The following is a 21,462-nucleotide window of genomic DNA, read 5'->3' as shown; positions in this document are numbered from 1 at the left end:
TCACCTGTTGATCTGTTGTTGACCGGGGCGACACCCAGCCTATGCACGAGACTGTTCAGCAGATCTGGACCACCTCGATATCCAGAAGCTTGCCAAATTTTTTGATTTTCGTTGCGATATGTCCGGTGCCGACAGCGCAGTGATGGGCCGGACCCTCAGCGTTCCAATCCTCGACGAAACGGCGGGCACCGATCTCGAACTTGTAACGGCTGTTCGTATTGCCGATCTCCAGGATCGGTCCTGCAACGGACTGGCCCTCGGCGCAGATCAGCACGATCCGGCCCTCACGCTCGATGACCGAGAGAAGCGTCACCGGGCCATGCCGAACGGACATTTCGACACTGACGCCGGATCCAACCTTGCCGTGATAGACCTTCAGCGGCCGGATCTTCGTCTTGCCCTCTGCGACCTTGATATGGCCCGGCCCGTCATGTCCCATGAGCACGACATCCTCGACAAAATCCATGGCGTAATATTCGGTGAAGGATCCGCCGACTCCGAATGTGTCCATGATCTTCATCGCCTGGGCGTTCTTGACCTCGTATTCGCCGGCCACCGGCACGCCTTGCGCCGTTAGCAGGGAGGAGCCGACGATGACCGAGGTGATCACGTCCTCGTATTCATGGCCGGGCGTGGATTCGTAATAATAGGCGAGCGAGCCGAGCTTCTTGTTATCGACGAACTTGCGCAGGGCCACCGCGGTAGCGGCCGCTCGGCGCAATTCGGCCGGATCGCAATCCGCATCGATGTCGAATTCGGCCTTCATCGTCGCAAGCGAGGCCGTGATCTCTTCGTCGGCCAATTCGCGCCGCAGGCGCGCCAGTTCGTCGATCTCGACGATTTCGATATGCGTGCCGAAGGCTGCGGTTTGCGCCGTCAGATCGGAATAGATGTCGAGCATGCCGTTATAGTAGTGCCCCATGACGCCAAGCCGGTTATGTGCCATCACATGGGCGACACGGGCTGCATCGATCCAGTCGGCGATTTCGCGCTCAACATGCGCGTCGCCATGCAGCATGCCCGTGACCTGGTGGAAAGCGACACCGGACCGGCGAAAGACATTGGCGAGTTCCGGGACGGGGCAGGCGCCGCAATGGGCGAGCCATTCACCGGTCATCCTCGTGCGGTCGCCGAGTGCGTTGACGCGGCGATAGTCGATCGCGGCTTCCGGCTGCAGATTGAGGATGATGACCGGAACGCGTGCCCGGCGCACAACGGGCAGGACCGTGGATGAAAGCGCGTAGGTCGTCACATGCAGGAAGATGATATCGACATCGGCTTCGCGGAAGCGATGGCCAGCCTCCAATGCCTTTTCGGGCGTATCGATCAGGCCAAGGTTGACGACGTCGATATCCGGGCGGGCAAGCTTCCCGGCCATCTGCCCGACATAGGCTGAAAGTCTTTCTTCCAGCCCCTCGAATTGGGGCCAATATGTTGCAAGGCCTATCCCGAACAGGCCAACCTTCAGCTTGCGGTCCGTCATGCGCGGTCCGACGCCGGGCAATGAACTGGGCATGGCAGCAGGCATAGCCCGGCTGCGCTCAGCAACGAAAACACTGACATTTCTCCTCCAGAGCCGCAATTGGAGTTGCGGTTCGATCATCTGCCTTCAGCGGCAACTTGCGCTGTCGGTTCCGTCCTCTTGATAAACCGTAGCATCGCCGATGCCAGTTGACATCACGCTCATTTCTTCAAAAATGATCTGAAGCATACAAAAAATGATCCTCGGAAAAGTTACATGACACAGAATTATTTCCTCTATTTACCCGATAATCGGCTGTGTTCTGCCTGGGGATGCACGGCAATCTCCAGCGGGCATACGAAAATCCTGCCTCATTCCATATATCCTCCCATTCGCCATCCAGACGATCATCATTTCGACTGGAAGAGGGGCCGTATCCTGCAGGCCTATCAGGTCATCTTTATCGCGGAAGGACGCGGCCTGTTCGAATTCGGACGCCGCGGCAGGCGCCAGCCGGTCGAGGCCGGGTCCATTGTCCTTCTGTTTCCTGGCGTCTGGCATCGCTTCGCGCCCGATCCCGAGCTGGGCTGGACTGAAAACTGGATCGAATGTCGCAGCACGGCTTTCGATTTCGCCCGAACCGCTGGATTGATTGACCCCGCGCATTCCGTGCTGCCGTCGAGCCCGGATTTCGCGGCCGTTTTCGAAAAGATCCACAGCCTCGCGGTGGAGGAGGGGCTTGCCAATCAACCGCTTCTTTCAACCCTCGGCTTGCAGCTTCTGGCTTTGCTCTCCCAACAACGAGAGCTGGCATCGGCCGCGCCGGCGGATCGTCTCGTGGAACGGGCACGCGTCATCCTGATGGAGCGCTGCACGCAGCGAGTATCGGTCGAGGATGTCGCCCAGGAACTTGGTGTCAGCTATTCGTATTTTCGGCGCGTCTTCCGCGAGAGGACGGGCGTCTCGGCCAAACAGCACCTCGTATCCCTAAGAATACGGCGGGCGCAGGATATTTTCGCCAATACGGATAAATCTATCAAGGAAGTGGCCGGGCTCCTGGGCTTCAGCTCGGCTTTCCATCTGTCTTCACAATTTCAACTCCTCGTGGGATGCAGCCCATCCGAATACAAGCGCCGTTCCAGCTGCGGTGAGTGAGATTAAATGTCGTCGAGATCCCAAAGCGTTTGCGCCCACGTCTCGCCAAATTCCTATCTGGCACCCTGTCATTGGGCCGACAGGTCATCCACGGAGCCTTCTCGCGGAAGGGAGCGGGCTTACCGATGCTGCTCGTGGTCCTTTTCGACGCCGACATTCCAACGGTTGAGCGTCCACTTCTCAAATTGGACCCGCCAGCGTCTATGACGTCATCAGGCCCAGCTCGAGCTGCCTTTTCTTCGGCAGGCCCCGCGAGACGATGAGATGCGACTCGCAGATGTAGTCGCGCAAGCTGGCGTCCGAGAGGCCGGGTTTTGCGAAGTGCTGGATCCACTTCATGCCGCGCGATGCGAGATACGGGGCGGGCCGCAAACCAGGTTGTTCCTTCAGCATCTCATAAGCAATTTCGCTGACTTTGAAGGTGAAACTTGGTTCGTCGTCGTGCCAACCGCCAATCGCGAAAACCTTGCCGCCGACTTTCCAGACATGCGACCCGCCCCATTGGACGACGTAGCTCGTCGCCGGCAGCATGCCGCAAAACGCATTGTAATCCTCGTATGTCATAACTCTCACTCCGGCCGGCCGCCATCATCCGACTCATCATGGCATGTCGATCGCGGATCCGTACGTCGTCGAGTGCAGACTACGCCACTCATGCTTCACTCGAATACCACCCGCCTCTGGCGCTGATTCTTGTCAAACCGAGGACCTGACTCCATCCACTCGCAAATGCCGCTTTCTGATCCGTGGCGATAGCACAAGACGAACCGCTGCTGAACGTTGCCGTCAGCTTCTGTTTCGTGGCACGCGCAGGGGAAGCTGTTGCTCCTCCTTGAATAAGCGAAATCTGTGCTGCGCGCGACCGTCGCTCGCCATGGCGTTCTACTATTGCTTTGTGACCACCGGAGGGTGAAGAGACGCCGAGCCGGAACTGCGCGAGGCGATCGGACAGTGCCGTAACTTCGGTCGTGAGCGTATGGGACGCAGCATTCGACTCCTCGACCATTTTTTAGGCTGCCGCCGACGACTCTGCTGCCGCTGAATTTCCTGATCAACCTAGAACGGATGACAGAAATTCACGCGTCCGCTCCTCTTGCGGCGCGCCGAATATCTTTTCCGGTGCACCCTGCTCGCAGATGCGACCCTTATCGAAAAAGCAGACGCGATCGGACACTTCTCGGGCAAAGCGCATTTCATGAGTGACGAGCAGCATGGTCAGATCATGTTCATGCGCCAGTCCGCGGATGACGGAAAGCACTTCGCCCACCAGTTGCGGATCAAGTGCCGAAGTCGGTTCATCGAAAAGCAGAACCCGTGGACGCATCGCAAGCGCACGGGCAATTGCCACACGCTGCTGCTGCCCGCCGGAAAGCTGCGCCGGGTACTGGTCCTTCTTATCCGCCAGCCCCACCATCTGCAGCAGTTCAATCGCCCGCGCCTCCGCTTCCGCCCGCGCCATTCCCAGCACCCGCACCGGTGCTTCGACAACGTTGCGAAGCACCGTCATGTGAGGAAAGAGATTGAAGCTCTGGAAGACCATGCCGACGTGATTGCGGATCTGACGCAGGTGTTTTTCCGACGCTTGGAAAGGCCCTTTGCCTCCCGGCTCGTGGTAGGGCGTACCAGCAAGCGTCAGCTTGCCTTCCTGGAAGGGTTCGAGTGTCATCAGAATACGCAGGACCGTCGACTTGCCGGAGCCTGACGGTCCGATGAGCGTGACTTTCTCACCCTTCGCAACGCTGAAATTGAAGTTGTCGAGCACCGTCAGAATGCCGAAGCGCTTGGTGACGTCGGAAAACTCAATGATGGGCGGATCGATGTTATTGGTCATCGCAAGGGTATTCCTGCTTTTGGAAGCGCTTTCTGCAAGCGGTGGAGGCCTGCCGAGCAGATCAGCGTCAGCAGAAGGAAGATCAGGCCGACAAGCGTCAGCGGCACGAGATATTCGAAAGTGCGTTCGCCGATCATGTTGGCAAGCCCCATCATCTCGAGAACGGTGACCACGGAGAGGACCGGCGTTTCCTTGATCATAGCCACGAGATAATTGCCCATGGCCGGCACGATGCGCGGAATGGCCTGGGGAAGGATGATGTCGCGATAGGTCTGCATACGCGTCAGATTGAGCGCGGTTGCTGCTTCCCACTGGCCACGATGCACGGCTTCAATGCCGCCGCGATAGACCTCCGACGTATAGGCCGCATATTGCAGACCGAGTGCCAGCGCACCGGTGAGGAAGGCGGGCAGCACGATGCCGAAATCGGGCAGTACGTAGTAAAGGAAGAACAACTGCACCAGAAGCGGCGTATCGCGCAGGAACTCGACGATGAAGGCGGTCGTCCAGGAGATAACCTTGATGCGGCTGCGGCGCAGCAAGGCAAACACCAGGCCAAGCACCAGGGCAATCGCAAAGCTGGCGGCTGCCGCCTTCAATGTGACCGTCAGACCAATCAGGATGATGGGAAGGATCGAGGTCGTGTAGGTAACCCAGGTCGTCGTGTCCCATTCGTAACCGTACATCATAACGGTAAAGTCCTCACGAGTGGCTGCCGCGGGGGAAGACGTCGCCGCGTCGCACGAAATGCTCGATCACACGGATCGCAACCATCAAGAGGAGCGACATGGCGAAGTAGCAGACGAGCGTGATCGAATAGATGCTGGCGCTATCGAGCGTCATGTTGCGGATCGACTGGGCTGCGAAGGTGAGATCGGCGATCGAGATCAGCGAAACCAGCGAGGAAAGCTTTAGCGTTTCGATCGCGAGATTGCCGAATGCCGGCATCATCTCGACGACCGCCTGCGGCAAGGAAATGCGAAACAGCGTCTGGAAACGGTTGAAATTCAGCGCGCGGGCGGCTTCCAGCTGCTGCGCTGAGACAGACGAGAGCGCGCCGCGCACGATTTCCGCGCCGTAGCCGCCGGCATGCGCGGCGAGCACCAGAATGCCCGTCGTGATCGGATCGAAACTCAAGCCGACAAGCGGCAACGCATAGTAGAACCAGAAAAGCTGGACAAAGAGCGAGGTGCCGCGGAAGACCTCCGTATAACACAGCGCGATAGCCGATAGGATCGGTCCGCCCTCAACACGCAGTATGCCGAACACAAAAGCGAGCACCGCGCCGATGGCGATCGACGCCAATGTAATTGTCATCGTGACGATCGCACCTTGCCAGAGCATCGGCAGGTAGGCTGTCCAGCCCATCCGGAAATCTCCCGATTTTTACGAATGGCGCTCGATTGGGATCGAGCGCCTTCTGCCATTACTTGCCGGCGCAGAGGTCGGCGACGTTCTTTCCTGCAGCCGCGGCGATACTCTGTTCTGAGACGCCGTACTTGAGAAGGATCTTCTTGTACTCGTCCGTCTTGCGAAATTCGACAAGGGCTGCATTGAAGGCGTCTCGAAGCTCCTTGTCTTCAGGGCGGAAGGCGAAGCCGCCGTAGTTGCGCACCGGTGCACCTTTGACGATCGGATCTTCAAACGGTGCTACCTGCTCGACCTGGGCCTGGTCCTTGGCGAGTGCGGCGACAGTCAGCTCGGTCGCCGCATACGCGTCAGTTCGACTTTGAACGGTCGGGATAGCGTCGGCATTGGCTGGGATGAAGACGATCTGCTCATCCTTGACGCCAACGGCGCGCAGGAAGTCCACATTGTTGGCGCCCGAAACGACAGCCACGGTGAGCGAAGGATCCTTGGCGATGTCTGCGTAGGTTTTTAGCCCCTTAGGATTGCCCTTCTTGACCAGAAGCCCTTCGCCATAGGACGAGTTTGGCTCGGTGAAGGCCACCTGCTTGCACCGTTCCGGCGAGATGTTCTGCTCGGCGGCGGCAAAATCGAAGCGTTTTGCCTTAAGACCCGGGATGAGTGTGCCAAATGGCGTGACGGTCCAGTTGGTTTCTTCGATTCCCATCGACTTCAGCACGGCGTTCGCAACATCAGGACCGATGCCGGCGGAGGTGCCGTCGGGTTGCATGTAGGAATAGGGCACTTCGTTGGCCGTCGCGGCGCGGATATATCCCTCCTTTTTGACCTCTTCGACGGTGAGCGCGCTGGCAGATGTGATTCCAATGCCAAGAGCGAGGGCAGAGAGCCCGGCGATTTTCATGATATGCATGCGAATACTCCTCTGGTTGGGTTTTCGTGGTCCGTTTTCGGATCTCACGGGGTTTTGTGGTTGGTTTTCTCCGTGATCGTGGCGATGACGGAAAGGCAGTCTCCGGCCTTGATCAGGCCGGGTACGTGGCGCGCCGCGAGCACGCCGTCCATGGAGGCGCGGTACTCGATCGGCTTGATGCCGGTTTTTCCGATGGGATAGACGCAGGCGATGATCTCGCCGGTCCTGACGGGATCGCCGAGATCAAGTGCAAATGCGATCAATCCCTCATCCTGGGCGAAGCTGAAGCAATCGCTCGATGGCATATCCAGCCAACTGCTCGGCCGAGCGTCTGGTACCCCCTTCAGAATTCCGGCGTGACGCAGGAGGTTGAGGCTGCCCTGTCGGGCAATGCCGATGGATCTTGCGCTGGCAGTGCCCGCACCGCCGAGCTCGGTAGTGACGAAAACCTTGCCCATCTCTTCGACCGTCGTATCGAGCATGCCGACCGCATCGATCTCCAGCATCTTCATCGAGTAGGGTGCAGCGAAAGCCGCAACGGCATCAAAACAGCGCGCTTCCTGGGCCTTGTCGGGCAGTTCGTGTGCTGCGGCATAGGGCAGAAAATCCAGTGTCTTGCCGCCCGAATGGAAGTCGAGCACGATGTCGGCGAGTGGTATCAGATGGCGGGTGACATAATCCGCGATCTTTTCCGTGACCGTACCATCCGGGCGACCCGGAAAGCTGCGATTCAGGTTTCCGCGATCAATCGGCGACGTGCGTGTGCCGGCGCGAAACGCGGGATAATTGAGCGCCGGGACGATGATAATACGCCCGCTCACCTGCGCCGGATCCAGCGTTTGCGCCAGTTCGAAGAGGGCCGCCGGACCTTCATACTCGTCGCCATGATTGGCACCGGTGAGAAGAGCGGTCGGGCCTTCCCCGTTGGAAATGACGCAGACCGGGATCATCACCGAGCCCCAGGCGCTGTCATCACGGCTATAGGGCAGGCGTAGATGCCCGTGCTGCACGCCCTTCGCGTCGAAATCGACGGAAGGGGTGATCGGCGAGGGGCGGGGCGTGCTGGTCAGCATCGCATCAGCCCTTCACGAACAGCTGGCGTGGCACGTTCGACAGGCATTCGACGCCGGTTTCGGTGATCGCGATGCTCTCGGTGATTTCCAGCCCCATATCTTCGAGCCAGAGACCGGTCATGAAATGGAAGGTCATACCAGGCTTCAACTCCGTGCGGTCGCCGGGGCGAAGGCTCATGGTGCGTTCGCCCCAGTCCGGCGGATAGGACAGACCGATCGGATAGCCGGTGCGGTTGTCCTTGATGATCCCGTATTTCTTCAACACGGCGAAGAAGGCATTGGCGATGTCTTCGCAGCTATTGCCCGGCCTTGCTGCGGAAAGACCGGCTTCCATGCCTTCGAGCGTCGCCTTTTCCGCGTCGAGAAAGGCCTGCGTCGGCTTGCCCAGGAATACGGTACGCGACAGCGGGCAATGGTAGCGCTTGTAGGCGCCGGCGATCTCGAAGAATGTTCCTTCGCCCAAGCGCATCGGCTTGTCATCCCAGGTCAGATGCGGGGCGGAGGCGTCAGCACCCGACGGCAGAAGCGGCACGATTGCCGGATAATCGCCGCCGAATTCCGACGTGCCACGAATGCCGGCATCATAGATCTCTGCAACGAGATCGCATTTGCGCATGCCGGGTTCGATGACGTCGACAATGCGCTTGTGCATCAGCTCGACGATCTTGCCTGCCTTGCGCATATAGTCGAGCTCTGTCGTGCTCTTGACCGCGCGCTGCCAGTTGACGAGGCTTGCCGCATCCTTGAAGCGGGCATTGGGCAGATGCTTCTGCAGGGATGCGAAGGCGGCTGCCGAGAAGTAGTAATTGTCCATCTCAACACCAACCGTGAGGCTGGCCCATTTGCGCTCATCGATGATCTGCGCCAGGAGATCCATCGGGTGGCGTTCGGTCGACTGGACGTAGTGATCCGGATAGCCGACGATATTGTCATGGTGCAGGTAGGCGGTGCGCTTTGCGCCATTGGCGTCCTGCTTGCGGCCGTACCAGATTGGTTCGCCGCTCGGCGGCACCAGAACGCACTGATGCACATAAAAGGACCAGCCATCATAACCGGTGAGCCAGTGCATGTTAGATGGATCGGTGACGATCAGGAGGTCGATCCCCGCCGTTTCCATCGCATGACGGGTTTTGGAAAGGCGCGCGGCATATTCCTCGCGCGTAAAGTTCAGCGTCACGCTCACGCTGCATCTCCCATTTTGATGTCGTTTTCGATCGTCTGGCCGCTTCCCGCGTCTTTCGCCCGGGCAAGGGCCAGATTGGCGATGGCAGTATCCTGCACGCCGGTGCCTGTGAGGTCTGCGAAGGTTATTTCATCTGCGCTCGAGCGGCCGACTGCCTTGCCGGCGATGACAGCTCCGAGTTCGGCAAACTGCCGGTCCGGCGTGACTGCGCCGGTCTTGATGGCATGGTGCAACTCGCCGAGGATGCGGGTCTGCGAGAGCCGATCCGCGACGTAAGTCGCCCGAGCAAAGGCGGCCGGATCGATTTCGTTCTTGTGCTCTGCATCCGATCCCATGGCGGTCAGATGCTGACCAGGTTCGAGCCATTCAGCCATCAGGATCGGCTGTTCTGCGGGCGTCGTCGTGACGATAGTATCTGCACCACGGACGGCTTCGCGCGGATCGCCAATGGCGGCGACCTCGATCCCGTGGTCGCGAGCGACGTCAGTGGCAAGCTTCTGCGCCTTTGCGTGGTCGCGTGACCAGATGCGCGCCGCTGTGATCGGGCGCACAAGCAGGAGAGCCGCGAGCTGCAGCCGCGCCTGCATGCCTGCACCAAAGATCGTCGCGACGCAGGCGTCTTGGCGTGACAGGTGCCGCGCGGCGACCGCACCGGCGGCTGCCGTGCGCACATCCGTGAGATAACCGTTGTCGAGAAAAAGGGCTTCGACCAATCCAGTCTTGGCGCTCAGCAGGATCATCAGCCCGTTGAGGCTCGGCAGACCGATCTTGGGGTTGTCGAAGAATCCGGGGCTGACCTTGATGGCGAACCCGTCAAAGCCCGGCACGTAGGCCGTCTTGACGTCCACTTCACCACGAAAGTCCGGAATGTCCAGGCGCAGGATCGGAGGCATGGCAACGGCTTTGGTGGCGAGCGCAGCAAAGGCCTGCTCGACGCAATCGACGGCGGAGACGTCGAGCTTGACGATGGCGCGAAGGTCTTTCTCCATCAGGATGCTGATGCGGCTCATGGGGCGGCCCTCGCGACGATTTTCTGGTGCAGCGCCGGGTCTATGTTGCCGCCTGAGATGATGATGGCAGTGGGGCCTGACAGTTCGACCTTGTTTGCGAGGATGGCGGCAATGCCGACCGCACCGGCACCCTCGACGGTTATGTTCTCCTGGCGCGCGGCATGGCGGATGCCTTCAGCAATCTCGTCTTCGGTCAAAAGCACGATGTCGTCGAGGAGATGGCGGCAGAGCGTGAAGGTCACATGGTTCGCAAGCCCGATGCCGCCACCAAGCGAGTCCGCCAGCGTCTCCTCCTCGCGGATCGCGACAGGCTTGCCGGCGGCAAGCGCCGCGTGCATGGCTGCCCCGCGCTCCATCGAGATGCCGATGACGCGGATCTCAGGCTTCAAAGCCTTGACGGCAACGGCAATGCCGCCCGCCAGGCCGCCGCCGGAAAGAGGCACCAGCACGGTCGTAAGTTCGGGCAGGGACTCAACAATTTCGAGGCCGATCGTGCCTTGACCCGCAACGACGTTCGCATCGTCGAAAGGCGGGATCGGAGTGAGGCCACGCCTTTCGATCAGGCGTTCGGCTTCGTCTTGTGCGTCGTCCTGCGATGCGCCGACAATGCGGACTTCGGCCCCGAGCGTGCGGATTGCTTCGACCTTATTGGCTGGAACGAGCGACGACATGCAGATGGTGGCCAGAACGCCCAATTCGCGTGCGGCATACGCGACGGCGCGACCGTGATTTCCTGTCGAGGCGGTGACGAGGCCGCGCTTGCGCTCAGCATCACCCAGCGACAGGATCGCATTCATCGCGCCGCGCAGCTTGAACGCGCCGATGGGTTGGCATGTTTCGAGCTTGAGATGGACGGGTTGACCGGTGCGTTCGGAGAGCTTGCTGGAACGAACGAGTGGTGTGCACGCCACCCCGCCGGCGATGCGAGCGGCAGCCTGCTCGATGTCCGCCAGAATGACTGGCAGCACCTTTTCTTCAGTCGATCTGGACAGGATTTCGCTCTTCATGATTGTCATGTTGAGAGCGAAGTAAAATCATGTCAATTATTATATTGTAATGATTCAATGATTGTCGTGCGAGCCTCTAGCCGATCGAGCCGATATCATAGACCGGCGGCAGTTGCTCGAAGGCTTGCCTCACGGTCGTCAGCGCCTTGGCCAGGCTTGCATGGTTCAGGCGTCCGCCCAAACAGATACGAATGCCGCCACCATGGCCCGGTCCGGCAATGAAGGGTTCGGAGGGCGTGACCGCGACGTTCTGGTTGGTCAGCGAGCGGACCAGACCGTCCTCGGTCCAGTGTGATGGGACCTTGAGCCAGGCGCAGAGCGACAGCGGGTGACTGGAGGCGATATGGTCGCCGAGGATTTCCGTTGCGATGGTCTGGCGCGCGCGCGCCTCGTCACGCTGGATTTCTAGCAAGCGCTGCGCCGTGCCGTTCTCGACCCAGCGCGTGGCGATTTCGCCGGTCAGATAGGTGCCGCTCCAGCTTGATACGCGCAGGATCGAGGCGGCGCGAATGGAATAGGCGGGCGGAACGACGAGATAGCCAACGCGCAACCCTGTCAGCACCGCCTTGGTGAAGCTCGTGACGAAGAAACCGAGATCGGGCAACATCTCGGTGATCGAAGGCAGGTCCTCCTCGATCATCGGACGATAGACCTCATCTTCGATGACGAAAACACTATAACGCGCCGCAATTGTAGCAATCTCGCGTCTGCGTGCGGCGCCTGCGACATGGCTTGTCGGATTATTGAGCGTCGGAATGAGCACCAGTGCCCGGACGCCGCCTGCCGCACAGGCGGTTTCCAGCGCATCGGGCAAAATGCCCTCATCGTCCGTGGGTAAGCCCTTCAGGCTGAAGCCGAGGATATTGGAAAGCCCGATGATACCGTGATCGGTGAGATTTTCACACAAGACGACATCGCCGGAGCGGACAATGCAGGTCAAAGCGAGAAAAATACCATGGGCGGCACCGTTGGTAACGAGAATGCGGTCTGCCCCGGCCGTGACGCCGAGCGTGCGCAACCAGATGCGCGCCGTCTCCCGGTGACGATCAAGGCCGGCGATCGGGCGGCAGGGACGCATGAAGCTTGCATTGTCGCCGTCGGCCAGCTCGCGAAGGATCTCGCGCGACGCGGTTTCATGCGCATCGAGATAGACGCCGCGAATAATGGAAAGGTCGAGCACCTCGTTGGCACTATGATCCAGCATCATGCGTCCGGCACGGTCCGTCACGCGTGCCTTGACGAAGGTGCCGCGCCCAATCTCACCGCTCAGATAGCCAAGCCGCTCAGCCTCCTTGTAGGAGAGGCTGACGGTCTGCACAGAAAGGCAGAGTTCCCGCGCCAGATCGCGATGCGTCGGCATGCGATCCATCGGCTTAAGGACGCCGGCATCGATATCGGCGATAATGCGCTCGGTGAGCGCGGCATGCTTCGTCTCACCCTTTTGCTTGGCGAGGTTCGGCCGCCATGCCACCGGCTTTGTTGCCGTGATCGGATCAAGGTTGAGGGGATTGGCCTGACGTCGCATGAAATTGTCTCGTTTTAAGGACGATTATTTCATGACATTATGCACGCTTCATCGCAAAAGATGAAGCCTTATGCATCGTGAACCGTGATTGCTTCAGGAATAATCACGATCGTCGCGATTTTTACTGAGAAACGGGCGTTGCCAGGCGAGGCTTATCTCGCCCGGCAGCTGTGCTTGCCTCAGATCGTCTCGCCAGCCTGGACCAATTCGTCCATGACGGAGCGGACAGAGGATTCGGCGATGGCAACGATCTCGTCGACTTCTTCCTTTGTCGTGACGAGTGGCGGTGCAAAACCCAAGATATCGCCATGCGGCATGGCACGGGCAATGAGGCCCCGACTGCGCGCCGCCTTTGAGATCCGTGCGCCGACAGTGAGGCCGGGTGCAAAACGCACCTTCTTTTCCCGATCCGCAACGAATTCGATGGCGCCCATCAAGCCGACGCCGCGCACTTCGCCGACGATCGGAAGCTGAGCGAACCTGGCCTTCAGCTGCGCCTGGAAATAGGTGCCGACCGTGCGCGCATTCCCTGGCAGATCCTCCTTCTCGACGATGTCGAGAACGGCGTTTGCTGCTGCGGCGCCAATCGGATGGCCGCAATAGGTGTAGCCGTGCGAGAAAGCGCCGACGCGGTCGGCCCCTTCTTCCATCACCTTGTAGACCTTCTCGCCGACGATGGCCCCCGATAGCGGGAAGTAAGCCGAGGTGAGGCCTTTGGCGACGGTGATCAGATCGGGTTCGATACCGTAGTGCTGCGATCCGAACATCGAGCCGGTACGACCGAAACCGGTGATGACTTCGTCGGCGATGAGCAGGATGTCGTATTTCCGGAGGACCTTTTGCACTTCGTCCCAATAGCCCTGCGGCGGCGGGGTGATGCCGCCGGTGCCGAGCACCGGTTCGGCGATGAAGGCACCGATCGTGTCCGGGTCTTCGCGCAGGATCAGGGCTTCAAGCTCGTCAGCGCGGCGCTTGGAAAATTCGACTTCCGTCTCACCTGCTTCCGCGCCCCAATAGTGATGCGGTGCGCCGGTGTGGAGAATGCCGGCACGCGGCAGGTCCATGTGGTCGTGGTAAAAACTCATGCCGGTCATCGAGCCGGAGACGACGCTGCAACCATGATAGCCCCGTTCGCGGGAGATGATCTTCTTCTTGTTCGGCTTGCCGCGCAGGTTGTTGTAGTACCAGACGAGCTTTGCTTGCGTTTCGTTGGCATCGGAACCCGACATGCCGTACAAAACCTTGCTCATCTTGCCGGGCGCCATTTTCACCAGACGATCGGAGAGGATCGCGAGCTCATCCGTCGTGTGGGCGGCATAGGTATGGTAATAGGCCAGGCGGTAGGCTTGGCGCGAGATTGCCTCGGCGACTTCGGTGCGGCCATAGCCGACATTGACGCAGTAGAGACCGGCGAAACCGTCGATCAGCTGCTTGCCGTTCGCATCCTGAATGCGGATGCCCTTTCCGGTTTCAACGATCGTCGGATCACCCAACTTGCCGCTGGCGAAATCCTTGAGCTGCGTGAAGGGATGCAGGACCGAGTTGCGGTCCATCTCGGCGATCTGGTTGGGATTGATGGTCATAACAACGGATCCTTTCATGCAGCGAGGTTGCCGAAGCAGACATATTTTGCTTCGAGATATTCCAGGAGGCCGTGGCGCGAGCCTTCGCGACCAAGGCCGGATTGCTTCCAGCCACCGAAGGGTATCGGGGCCCCGGTGAATTTCGGCGTATTGACGGCGATCATGCCGTATTCAAGCCGATCGGTGAGGCGCATCGCTCGGCCGAGATCGTTGGTGTAGACGTAGGCTGCCAGTCCCATCTCGGTGGCATTGGCACGGGCGAGCACGTCCTGCTCGTTATCGAACGGCAGTATTGCAGCGACCGGGCCGAAGGTTTCTTCGCGCGCAATCAGCATGTCGTCGGTGACATCTGCAAGCACGGTCGGCGTGACGAAATTGCCGCCGAGCGGGCTGTCCTGCCCGCCGCAGACGAGACGTGCACCGGCAGAAAGCGCCTGCGCAATCTGCTGGCGGCATTTTTCCGCGACCGAAGGGCGCGTCATCGGCCCGATATCGGTGCCGGGTTCAAGACCATGGCCGACCTTCAGCTCTTGGGTCGCCTTGGCGAAGGCATCCACGAACCGATCGTAGTGGCCGCGCTGGACGTAAATCCTGTTGGCGGCAAGGCAATCCTGGCCCGACGTGGCGAATTTTGCGCCGACACAGCCCTTTACGGCTTTGGAGAGCTCGGTGTCGTCGAACAGGATGAAAGGTGCATGGCCGCCAAGTTCCAGCGAGGCCTTCTTCACGGTCGCCGCCGATTGTGTAAGCAGGATGCGTCCTACTTCTGTCGAGCCGGTGAAGGAAAAGGCCCGCACGTCCGTGTGCTCCAGCAGACGGCGCGCAAGCGGCGCGGCTTCGCCTGTGAGCACCTGGAAGACACCTGCGGGCATCCCGGCCTCCTGCGCAAGCTTTGCCAAGGCAAGTGCTGAAAGCGGTGTTTCCGGGGCAGGCTTGACGATCATGGTGCAGCCGGCCGCCAGTGCAGCACCCGCCTTGCGGGTAATCATGGCGGAGGGAAAGTTCCACGGCGTGATCGCGACAGTGACGCCAAGCGGAAGCATCTGTACCGAAAGGCGGCTGCCAGGCAGGTGGCTCGGAAGAGTTTCGCCATAGGCGCGCTCGCCTTCGCCGGCAAACCATTCAAGGAAACTCGCGGCGTAGGAAATCTCGCCGAGCGACTCTGCCAGCGGCTTGCCCTGTTCGGCCGTCATGATGACGGCGAGATCCTCGGCGTTATCGCGCATCAGCCTGCCCCACGCGCGCAGGACCTGACCGCGTTCGACGGGGAGCTTGTCACGCCAGTCGAGAAAGGCATTTCTTGCGGCTTCGACGGCTGCATCGGCATCTTCGAGCGAGCAGGCCGCGACATCTGCGATCTGCTCACCGGTTGCCGGATCGATGACGCTCAGGATCTCTCTGCGCACGACCCATGTGCCGTTCAGAAAGGCCCGGCCCTCGATCAGATCGGGTCGGTTCAGGTTTTTCAGCGCAGTGCTGGCGATGCCTTTCATGCGGAGCTCCAAGTGGGGTTTACAGAGAGACTAACCGCGCGCCATGATCGGATGGCTGCATTGATTTCATCCTTCATGCAGGAATTATGCTCAAACTGGACATTGACCGCAGGATTTCTGCATGACTACTCTCGACAGAGCCGACAGAGCGCTGCTCGCCGCCGTTCAGAAAAACAATCGCCTGACCTCGGAAGAGTTGGCGCAGATCGTCAATCTCTCGCCGACTGCCTGTCAGCGACGGCTGAAGCGGTTGCGTGAAGAAGGGGTGATCGAGGCAGACGTATCGATCGTCTCGCCCAAGGCTGCGGGGCGCGGTGTCACCATGATCGTTCTTGTCTCGCTGGAGCGTGAACGGGCCGATATCGTCGATCGATTCAAGGCGGCGATCCGCGCCACCAAGGAAGTGATGATCGGCTATTACGTGACGGGTGATGCCGATTTCATCCTGGTGATTACGGCGAAGGACATGGAGGACTACGAAGCCTTTACGCGTCGATTCTTCTATGAGAACCACGATATCAAAGGTTTCAAAACGATGGTTGTGATGGATCGAGTGAAAGCTGGCTTTGCCTTCCCGATAGAGGACTGATGGCACCGAGAGGTTTTCCAAAGTCCGCGTTGTTTCCGTTTTCTGGCCGATCGACGCGCATTTGGCTTTCGCGCAAAGGTATGTGAGACGTCAAGTTCCAACACTCTTGCAAAAGCTGCCGATATCGAGACGGTTACGTCCTCCTTCCCCCGCTGGGCACGCCGACATAAGACCGATCAATCTCAGAATTCCGGCGAGATGCGTTCCTGCGAAGACCCTTTGGCTGGACGCAGACGTCTGAGGTTTCATCGGATCGCTTATTGAACATCCATTCGACAAGAACGCATATGTGAAACCTTCGCATACGGTCTCTTGACAGCTCCTCTCTTGTCGTGGAGTGTAAGTAAAGCGGTTTACTAAAGCGGTTTACAAGCTCGATGGCGCAGGAACGAACCCCAGGGTTGAAGGATGTTGCGAAAGCCGCCGGTGTCTCGGTGACGACGGTGTCGCGCATGCTGAATGGTTCGCTGGATCTTCCAGCCCTCACCAGGCAGCGCATCGAGAATGCCATCGCCTCCCTCAAATATCAGCCGAATCCGCACGCGCGGCGACTGAGCCGCGGTCGCTCCGACACGATTGGCCTCGTCGTTCCCGATATCGCCAATCCGTTCTTCGCGACCATGGTGGCGGCCGTGGAGGAGGAGGCGAATGACCGCGGGCTTGCCGTTTCGCTCTATGCGACGCTCAATCGCACCGGTCGCGAGGTTGCCTATCTCAGGCTCCTTGAGCACAATCATGTCGATGGACTGGTGTTCGTCACCAACCATCCTGACAACGGCGATCTGGCGGCGCTGATCAACCGGACCGGCAAGGTCATTGTCGTCGACGAAGACGTTCCGCTTGCAGCCGTTCCCAAGCTCTTCTGTGACAACTTTCAGGGTGGGCATCTGGCGGGCCGCCATCTGGCTGAGTTTGGCCATCGCGACGTGCTCTATGTCGGCGGCCCCGATGCCATGATCAGCACGCAGCGGCGTTTCAACGGATTGCGTGAAGGGTTACGCGAGCGCTTTGGCGACGACATATCGATAAGTCGCTACAGCGGCGAATATACTGTTGGCTGCGGGCGCGACATGGCGCGCCGGTTTCTGGACGAAGGCATGCCGGCAACGGCCATCTTTGCCAGCTCCGACGAAATCGCAATCGGCATGATCGAGGTCCTGCGGGAGAGGGGGATTTCGATCCCCGAGGATCTCTCGCTCATCGGCTTTGACGACGTCAGCCCGCTGCACCTCTTTGCGCCCCCCTTGACCGCGATCCGGCAGCCGGTGCGCACGATTGGCCGCCGTGCCCTATCTCTTCTTCTCGAAACAAACTGGCAGGAGAGCAAATCGCTCGCCACCGAAGAACTCGTGCCAGTCGAAATCGTCGTGCGGAACTCCGTTGCGCCGCCGTCGACCCATAATAAGCAACGAGAACAAAACCAGAGGATGAGAACATGAAACAGATCAGACGTCGCGCGTTTACAGCCGCGCTTGCCTTCACCGCGCTTGCCGGTGCCACGCTAGGAGCCTCCCTTGCCCAGGCCGCCGGCAAAACCTATGCGCTTGTGCAGATCAATCAGCAGGCGCTTTTCTTCAACCAGATCAATGAAGGTGCCCAGAAGGCGGCTGATGCATCCGGCGACAAGCTGGTCATCTTCAACGCCAACAACGAAGCTGCCGCCCAGAACAGCGCCATCGAAAACTACATCCAGCAGAAGGTCGATGGCCTGATCGTCGTTGCAATCGACGTCAACGGCATCATGCCGGCCGTCAAGCAGGCGTCGGATGCCGGCATCCCCGTCGTTGCCATCGATGCGATCCTGCCGGACGGCCCCCAGAAGTCGCAGATCGGCGTCGACAACGGCAAGGCCGGCGCCGACATGGGCGCCTATTTCCTCGACTACGTGAAGAAGAACATGGACGGCAAAGCTAAGGTTGGCGTCGTCGGCGCGCTCAACTCCTATATCCAGAACGTTCGCCAGAAGGGCTTCGAGGACGCCATCAAGAGCGACGGGATCGAGACGTCAGGGGTTGTCGACGGCCAGAATATCCAGGACAATGCGCTTGCCGCTGCTGAAAACCTCATCACCGGCAATCCTGACATGACGGCGATCTACGCAACGGGCGAGCCGGCTCTCCTTGGCGCGATCGCTGCCGTTCAAAGCCAGGGCAAGCAGGACAGCATCAAGGTCTTCGGCTGGGATCTGACTGCGCAGGCGATCTCCGGTCTTGACGATGGCTATGTCGTTGCCGTGGTCCAGCAGGATCCGGCCGGCGAGGGCAAGGCCGCGGTCGAGGCTCTCGCCAAGCTGAGCGCCGGCCAGAGCGTCGAAAAGAGCATCTCCGTTCCGATCACGATCGTGACGAAGGAAAATGTCGAGCCTTACCGGGCCGTCTTCAAATGATGAGTGACAACCGGCCTGTTTATGCCGGAGCCGGGGAGGCGCAAGCCTCCCCGCATTCCTCCGGCTCGTCTGCGCGAACGCCAGCCGTATCGTTGCGTGGCATCAAGAAGACCTTCGGTTCGCATCAGGCGCTGCGTGGCGTTGACCTCGACCTCTTTCCGGGCGAATGCCTCGGCCTCGTCGGCGACAACGCCGCCGGCAAGTCGACGCTGACCAAGATCATTTCCGGGACCTATCTGCCGGATGACGGAACGATTTCACTGAACGGCGAAGAGGTTCGCCTTTCCGGGCCTGCGGATGCCCGCGACCGCCATATCGAAATGGTCTTCCAGGATCTGAGCCTGTGCGATCACATCGATGTCGTCGGCAACCTGTTTCTTGGGCGTGAGCTGACCAAAGGTCCCTTTCTCGATCGTCAGAAAATGATGAGTGAGGCGCGCAGGATGCTGGATGCGCTGGAGATCCGCATTCCGCGGCTCTCCGCCAAGGTGGAGAAGCTGTCGGGTGGCCAACGCCAGGCAATTGCGATCGCCCGAGCGGCGTCGTTCAACCCCAAGGTCCTGATCATGGACGAGCCGACCTCGGCCCTTGCTGTCGCCGAAGTCGAAGCCGTGCTTTCTCTGATCAATCGGGTCAAGGCAAAGGGCGTGTCTGTCGTCCTCATCACCCATCGCCTTCAGGACCTGTTCCGGGTCTGCGACCGGATCGCCGTCATGTACGAGGGCACGAAGGTCGCCGAGCGCGATATCGCCAAGACCAATCTCGAGGATCTCGTCAAGCTCATCGTCGGGGGAGAAAGACATTGACCGTCTACACCGAACGCGCCAAAGGCTCGCCGATGGCCGACTTCCTGAGTGAAAACGCCCAGGTCCTGTCGATCGCCTTCTTCTTTCTGGCATGCCTCGTCTTCTTTTCGCTGACGACCACCACCTTCATGACGACGGGCAACATCCTGAACATCGTGCGTCAGGCTGCACCGATCCTCGCCGTCGCGATCGCCATGACGCTCGTCATCGTGACCGGCGGCATTGATCTGTCTGTCGGCTCGATGCTGGCGCTGATCAACGCCGTCGCGGCCATTACGCTCGCCACCGGCATTCCTTGGCCGGTCGTCTGCCTCAGCATGCTTGCCCTCGGCGGCATTATCGGCCTTCTGCAGGGCTGGTTCATTGCCTATCAGAATATTCCCGCCTTCATCGTTACCCTTGCCGGGCTTTCCATCCTGCGCGGCGTGGCGCTCTACCTTACGCAGGGCTATTCCATTCCGATCAACAACGAGCCAGGCTTCTTCTACTTGGGACGGGGGGAACTTGCCGGTTTTCCCGTTCCGGCGCTGATCGCAATCCTGGTCGCGATCGTCGGATATGTCATCATGGCCGTTACCAAATACGGTCGGCAGATCGTGGCGGTCGGATCCAACATGGAGGCCGCACGCCGGGTCGGCTTGCCCGCCAAATGGATCGTCGCCTCGGTCTATCTGGTATCAGGGGTCGCTTCGGCGCTGGCGGGCCTGTTGATCGCGGCCCGTCTCGGTTCCGGTTCTTCGAATGCTGCTGTCGGCTTCGAACTGCAGGTGATCGCGGCCGTCGTGCTCGGCGGCACCTCGCTGATGGGCGGACGCGGCACCATGATCGGGACCGTCCTCGGCACGATGACCATTGCCGTCATCGGTAACGGCCTGATCCTCATGCATATCTCGCCCTTCTTCACCCAGATTGTCACCGGCGCAATCATCCTGGTTGCCATCTGGCTGAATACCCGCATCTTCACCGCCAACTTCCGCTTGGCAGGCAGGAGGAAGAGCTGATGCCGCCGAACGAGCTTTCGCCGGGTCACGTGCGCTCCGGCAATGTAATGACGGTCCAGGGGCCGGTTCCGGTGTCGGATATCGGCATCACGCTGATGCACGAGCATATCCTCAATGACTGCCGTTGCTGGTGGCACGCGCCGAAGGAGCCCGAGCGGCAATATCTCGCCGAGGGTTTCGTCTGCATGGAGATCCTCGGCGAACTTAGGCAGGATCCCTTCGTCAACAAGCACAACATTACGCTCGACGATGAGAAGCTTGCTGTCACCGAGCTCAAGGATTTTGCCGGTCTCGGCGGCCAGACAGTCGTCGAGCCGACATGCCAGGGCATCGGTCGCGATCCGCTGGCCCTGCGACGGATCTCCAAGGCGACGGGACTGAATATTGTCATGGGAGCCGGCTTCTATCTCGGCTCTTCGCATCCCCAGAAGGTTGCGGGCATGTCGGTCGGGCAGATCGCCGACGAGATCGTCTCGGAAGCAACTGTTGGCGCTGACGGCACGGATGTCAGGATCGGCCTGATCGGCGAGATCGGCGTGTCCTCGGATTTCACCGCCGAGGAGGAAAAATCGCTGCGCGGTGCCGCACAGGCCCAGGTACGCACCGGTCTGCCCCTGATGGTCCATCTTCCCGGCTGGTTCCGCCTCGGACACAGGGTTCTGGATGTCGTCGCCTCGGAAGGTGGCGATCTCAGGCATACTGTGCTCTGCCACATGAACCCGTCACATGACGATCTCACATATCAGTCGGAACTCGCCGCCCGCGGCGCATTTCTCGAATATGACATGATCGGCATGGATTTCTTCTATGCGGACCAGCAGGTGCAATGCCCGAGCGATGAGGAGGCGGCGCGCGCGATCGTCAAGCTCGTCGAGATGGGACACACCGACCGTCTTCTCCTGTCCCACGACGTCTTCCTGAAAATGATGCTCAAGCATTATGGGGGCAATGGCTACGCCTATATCCTGCGTCACTTCCTGCCGCGCCTGAAGCGCCACGGTCTCGATCACGCAACGCTCGACATCTTCATGCGCGCCAACCCGCGATCGGTCTTTCAGGCAAGTGCCTGAGTACAAACAT

At 59.9% G+C, this 21,462-nt stretch carries 20 protein-coding genes; 7 read left to right on the top strand and 13 right to left on the bottom strand.

Annotation, left to right across the window (positions count from 1 at the left end; genetic code table 11):
• Window positions 1-55: 55 nt before the first annotated feature.
• A complete protein-coding gene (locus tag AC1D35_RS12645; RefSeq protein WP_477832180.1) occupies window positions 56-1,483 on the bottom strand; it encodes an arabinose isomerase in 1,428 nt (475 codons plus the stop codon).
• A gap of 255 nt (window positions 1,484-1,738) precedes the next feature.
• On the opposite strand from AC1D35_RS12645, the gene AC1D35_RS12640 reads away from it, so the two are divergent.
• The gene (locus AC1D35_RS12640; protein WP_477854047.1) at window positions 1,739-2,617 is read left to right on the top strand and encodes a helix-turn-helix domain-containing protein; all 879 of its coding nucleotides are present in this window, start codon (window positions 1,739-1,741) and stop codon (window positions 2,615-2,617) included.
• A 201-nt stretch (window positions 2,618-2,818) separates the two neighbouring features.
• Here AC1D35_RS12640 and AC1D35_RS12635 read toward each other — a convergent pair whose 3' ends face one another.
• From AC1D35_RS12635 to AC1D35_RS12580, 12 genes are all read right to left on the bottom strand, one after another.
• Window positions 2,819-3,181 carry an MmcQ/YjbR family DNA-binding protein gene (locus tag AC1D35_RS12635; protein WP_477938645.1) on the bottom strand — a complete coding sequence of 121 codons (363 nt, stop codon included), beginning with the start codon at window positions 3,179-3,181 and terminating at the stop codon, window positions 2,819-2,821.
• Between the two features lie 487 nt (window positions 3,182-3,668).
• A complete protein-coding gene (ehuA, locus tag AC1D35_RS12630) occupies window positions 3,669-4,448 on the bottom strand; it encodes an ectoine/hydroxyectoine ABC transporter ATP-binding protein EhuA (protein WP_113301327.1) in 780 nt (259 codons plus the stop codon).
• Entirely contained in the window at window positions 4,445-5,137 is a 693-nt protein-coding gene (gene ehuD / locus AC1D35_RS12625; RefSeq protein WP_477854045.1) for an ectoine/hydroxyectoine ABC transporter permease subunit EhuD, read from the bottom strand. Before ehuD ends, ehuA begins: the two co-directional genes overlap by 4 nt.
• Before the next feature lie 13 nt (window positions 5,138-5,150).
• Window positions 5,151-5,816 (bottom strand): ectoine/hydroxyectoine ABC transporter permease subunit EhuC, encoded by a 666-nt coding sequence (gene ehuC, locus AC1D35_RS12620; RefSeq protein ID WP_113301329.1) that lies wholly within the window; start codon window positions 5,814-5,816, stop codon window positions 5,151-5,153.
• A 58-nt stretch (window positions 5,817-5,874) separates the two neighbouring features.
• Window positions 5,875-6,726, bottom strand: a complete 852-nt coding sequence (gene ehuB / locus AC1D35_RS12615) for an ectoine/hydroxyectoine ABC transporter substrate-binding protein EhuB (RefSeq protein ID WP_113301330.1) — start codon at window positions 6,724-6,726, stop codon at window positions 5,875-5,877.
• A gap of 44 nt (window positions 6,727-6,770) precedes the next feature.
• Window positions 6,771-7,799 carry a N(2)-acetyl-L-2,4-diaminobutanoate deacetylase DoeB gene (doeB, locus tag AC1D35_RS12610; protein ID WP_477854042.1) on the bottom strand — a complete coding sequence of 343 codons (1,029 nt, stop codon included), beginning with the start codon at window positions 7,797-7,799 and terminating at the stop codon, window positions 6,771-6,773.
• Window positions 7,800-7,803: 4 nt separating this feature from the next.
• Entirely contained in the window at window positions 7,804-8,982 is a 1,179-nt protein-coding gene (doeA, locus tag AC1D35_RS12605; RefSeq protein WP_477854041.1) for an ectoine hydrolase DoeA, read from the bottom strand.
• A complete protein-coding gene (gene eutC, locus AC1D35_RS12600; RefSeq protein WP_115037853.1) occupies window positions 8,979-9,992 on the bottom strand; it encodes an ectoine utilization protein EutC in 1,014 nt (337 codons plus the stop codon). The genes doeA and eutC overlap by 4 nt, the downstream gene beginning before the upstream one ends.
• Window positions 9,989-11,008 (bottom strand): hydroxyectoine utilization dehydratase EutB, encoded by a 1,020-nt coding sequence (gene eutB / locus AC1D35_RS12595; RefSeq protein ID WP_477854040.1) that lies wholly within the window; start codon window positions 11,006-11,008, stop codon window positions 9,989-9,991. Before eutB ends, eutC begins: the two co-directional genes overlap by 4 nt.
• Window positions 11,009-11,075: 67 nt before the next feature.
• Window positions 11,076-12,524: a MocR-like ectoine utilization transcription factor EhuR gene (gene ehuR / locus AC1D35_RS12590; RefSeq protein WP_115037851.1), complete on the bottom strand. Its 1,449-nt coding sequence runs from the start codon at window positions 12,522-12,524 to the stop codon at window positions 11,076-11,078.
• A 179-nt stretch (window positions 12,525-12,703) separates the two neighbouring features.
• Window positions 12,704-14,107 (bottom strand): aminotransferase, encoded by a 1,404-nt coding sequence (locus AC1D35_RS12585; RefSeq protein WP_477938644.1) that lies wholly within the window; start codon window positions 14,105-14,107, stop codon window positions 12,704-12,706.
• A 14-nt stretch (window positions 14,108-14,121) separates the two neighbouring features.
• Window positions 14,122-15,600: an NAD-dependent succinate-semialdehyde dehydrogenase gene (locus tag AC1D35_RS12580; RefSeq protein WP_477938643.1), complete on the bottom strand. Its 1,479-nt coding sequence runs from the start codon at window positions 15,598-15,600 to the stop codon at window positions 14,122-14,124.
• A 121-nt stretch (window positions 15,601-15,721) separates the two neighbouring features.
• Between AC1D35_RS12580 and AC1D35_RS12575 the strand changes: the two genes are divergently transcribed.
• From AC1D35_RS12575 to AC1D35_RS12550, 6 genes are all read left to right on the top strand, one after another.
• Window positions 15,722-16,189, top strand: coding sequence for an Lrp/AsnC family transcriptional regulator (locus AC1D35_RS12575; RefSeq protein WP_113301337.1), 468 nt, complete (start codon window positions 15,722-15,724; stop codon window positions 16,187-16,189).
• Between the two features lie 377 nt (window positions 16,190-16,566).
• Entirely contained in the window at window positions 16,567-17,628 is a 1,062-nt protein-coding gene (locus AC1D35_RS12570) for a LacI family DNA-binding transcriptional regulator (RefSeq protein WP_113308993.1), read from the top strand.
• Window positions 17,625-18,575, top strand: coding sequence for a substrate-binding domain-containing protein (locus tag AC1D35_RS12565; RefSeq protein ID WP_113301339.1), 951 nt, complete (start codon window positions 17,625-17,627; stop codon window positions 18,573-18,575). Before AC1D35_RS12570 ends, AC1D35_RS12565 begins: the two co-directional genes overlap by 4 nt.
• The gene (locus AC1D35_RS12560) at window positions 18,572-19,381 is read left to right on the top strand and encodes a sugar ABC transporter ATP-binding protein (protein ID WP_113510180.1); all 810 of its coding nucleotides are present in this window, start codon (window positions 18,572-18,574) and stop codon (window positions 19,379-19,381) included. Before AC1D35_RS12565 ends, AC1D35_RS12560 begins: the two co-directional genes overlap by 4 nt.
• Complete coding sequence (locus AC1D35_RS12555) at window positions 19,378-20,382, top strand: ABC transporter permease (RefSeq protein ID WP_477854037.1); 1,005 nt, start codon at window positions 19,378-19,380, stop codon at window positions 20,380-20,382. The genes AC1D35_RS12560 and AC1D35_RS12555 overlap by 4 nt, the downstream gene beginning before the upstream one ends.
• Complete coding sequence (locus AC1D35_RS12550) at window positions 20,382-21,452, top strand: phosphotriesterase family protein (protein ID WP_477854036.1); 1,071 nt, start codon at window positions 20,382-20,384, stop codon at window positions 21,450-21,452. Before AC1D35_RS12555 ends, AC1D35_RS12550 begins: the two co-directional genes overlap by 1 nt.
• Window positions 21,453-21,462 lie beyond the last annotated feature (10 nt).

The sequence above is a fragment of the Rhizobium sp. P1_E6 genome (genome assembly GCF_056405875.1).
The sequence above is the reverse complement of the archived record's forward strand: the minus strand, read 5'-3'. Positions and strand labels throughout refer to the sequence as shown.

What these genes read in the sequence shown, in the direction of transcription:
- AC1D35_RS12645 (WP_477832180.1), bottom strand. Translation starts at nt 1,483, where the DNA reads ATGACGGACCGCAAGCTGAAGGTTGGCCTGTTCGGGATAGGCCTTGCA.
- AC1D35_RS12640 (WP_477854047.1), top strand. Translation starts at nt 1,739, where the DNA reads ATGACACAGAATTATTTCCTCTATTTACCCGATAATCGGCTGTGTTCT.
- AC1D35_RS12635 (WP_477938645.1), bottom strand. Translation starts at nt 3,181, where the DNA reads ATGACATACGAGGATTACAATGCGTTTTGCGGCATGCTGCCGGCGACG.
- ehuA (WP_113301327.1), bottom strand. Translation starts at nt 4,448, where the DNA reads ATGACCAATAACATCGATCCGCCCATCATTGAGTTTTCCGACGTCACC.
- ehuD (WP_477854045.1), bottom strand. Translation starts at nt 5,137, where the DNA reads ATGATGTACGGTTACGAATGGGACACGACGACCTGGGTTACCTACACG.
- ehuC (WP_113301329.1), bottom strand. Translation starts at nt 5,816, where the DNA reads ATGGGCTGGACAGCCTACCTGCCGATGCTCTGGCAAGGTGCGATCGTC.
- ehuB (WP_113301330.1), bottom strand. Translation starts at nt 6,726, where the DNA reads ATGCATATCATGAAAATCGCCGGGCTCTCTGCCCTCGCTCTTGGCATT.
- doeB (WP_477854042.1), bottom strand. Translation starts at nt 7,799, where the DNA reads ATGCTGACCAGCACGCCCCGCCCCTCGCCGATCACCCCTTCCGTCGAT.
- eutC (WP_115037853.1), bottom strand. Translation starts at nt 9,992, where the DNA reads ATGAGCCGCATCAGCATCCTGATGGAGAAAGACCTTCGCGCCATCGTC.
- eutB (WP_477854040.1), bottom strand. Translation starts at nt 11,008, where the DNA reads ATGACAATCATGAAGAGCGAAATCCTGTCCAGATCGACTGAAGAAAAG.
- ehuR (WP_115037851.1), bottom strand. Translation starts at nt 12,524, where the DNA reads ATGCGACGTCAGGCCAATCCCCTCAACCTTGATCCGATCACGGCAACA.
- AC1D35_RS12585 (WP_477938644.1), bottom strand. Translation starts at nt 14,107, where the DNA reads ATGACCATCAATCCCAACCAGATCGCCGAGATGGACCGCAACTCGGTC.
- AC1D35_RS12580 (WP_477938643.1), bottom strand. Translation starts at nt 15,600, where the DNA reads ATGAAAGGCATCGCCAGCACTGCGCTGAAAAACCTGAACCGACCCGAT.
- AC1D35_RS12575 (WP_113301337.1), top strand. Translation starts at nt 15,722, where the DNA reads ATGACTACTCTCGACAGAGCCGACAGAGCGCTGCTCGCCGCCGTTCAG.
- AC1D35_RS12570 (WP_113308993.1), top strand. Translation starts at nt 16,567, where the DNA reads ATGGCGCAGGAACGAACCCCAGGGTTGAAGGATGTTGCGAAAGCCGCC.
- AC1D35_RS12565 (WP_113301339.1), top strand. Translation starts at nt 17,625, where the DNA reads ATGAAACAGATCAGACGTCGCGCGTTTACAGCCGCGCTTGCCTTCACC.
- AC1D35_RS12560 (WP_113510180.1), top strand. Translation starts at nt 18,572, where the DNA reads ATGATGAGTGACAACCGGCCTGTTTATGCCGGAGCCGGGGAGGCGCAA.
- AC1D35_RS12550 (WP_477854036.1), top strand. Translation starts at nt 20,382, where the DNA reads ATGCCGCCGAACGAGCTTTCGCCGGGTCACGTGCGCTCCGGCAATGTA.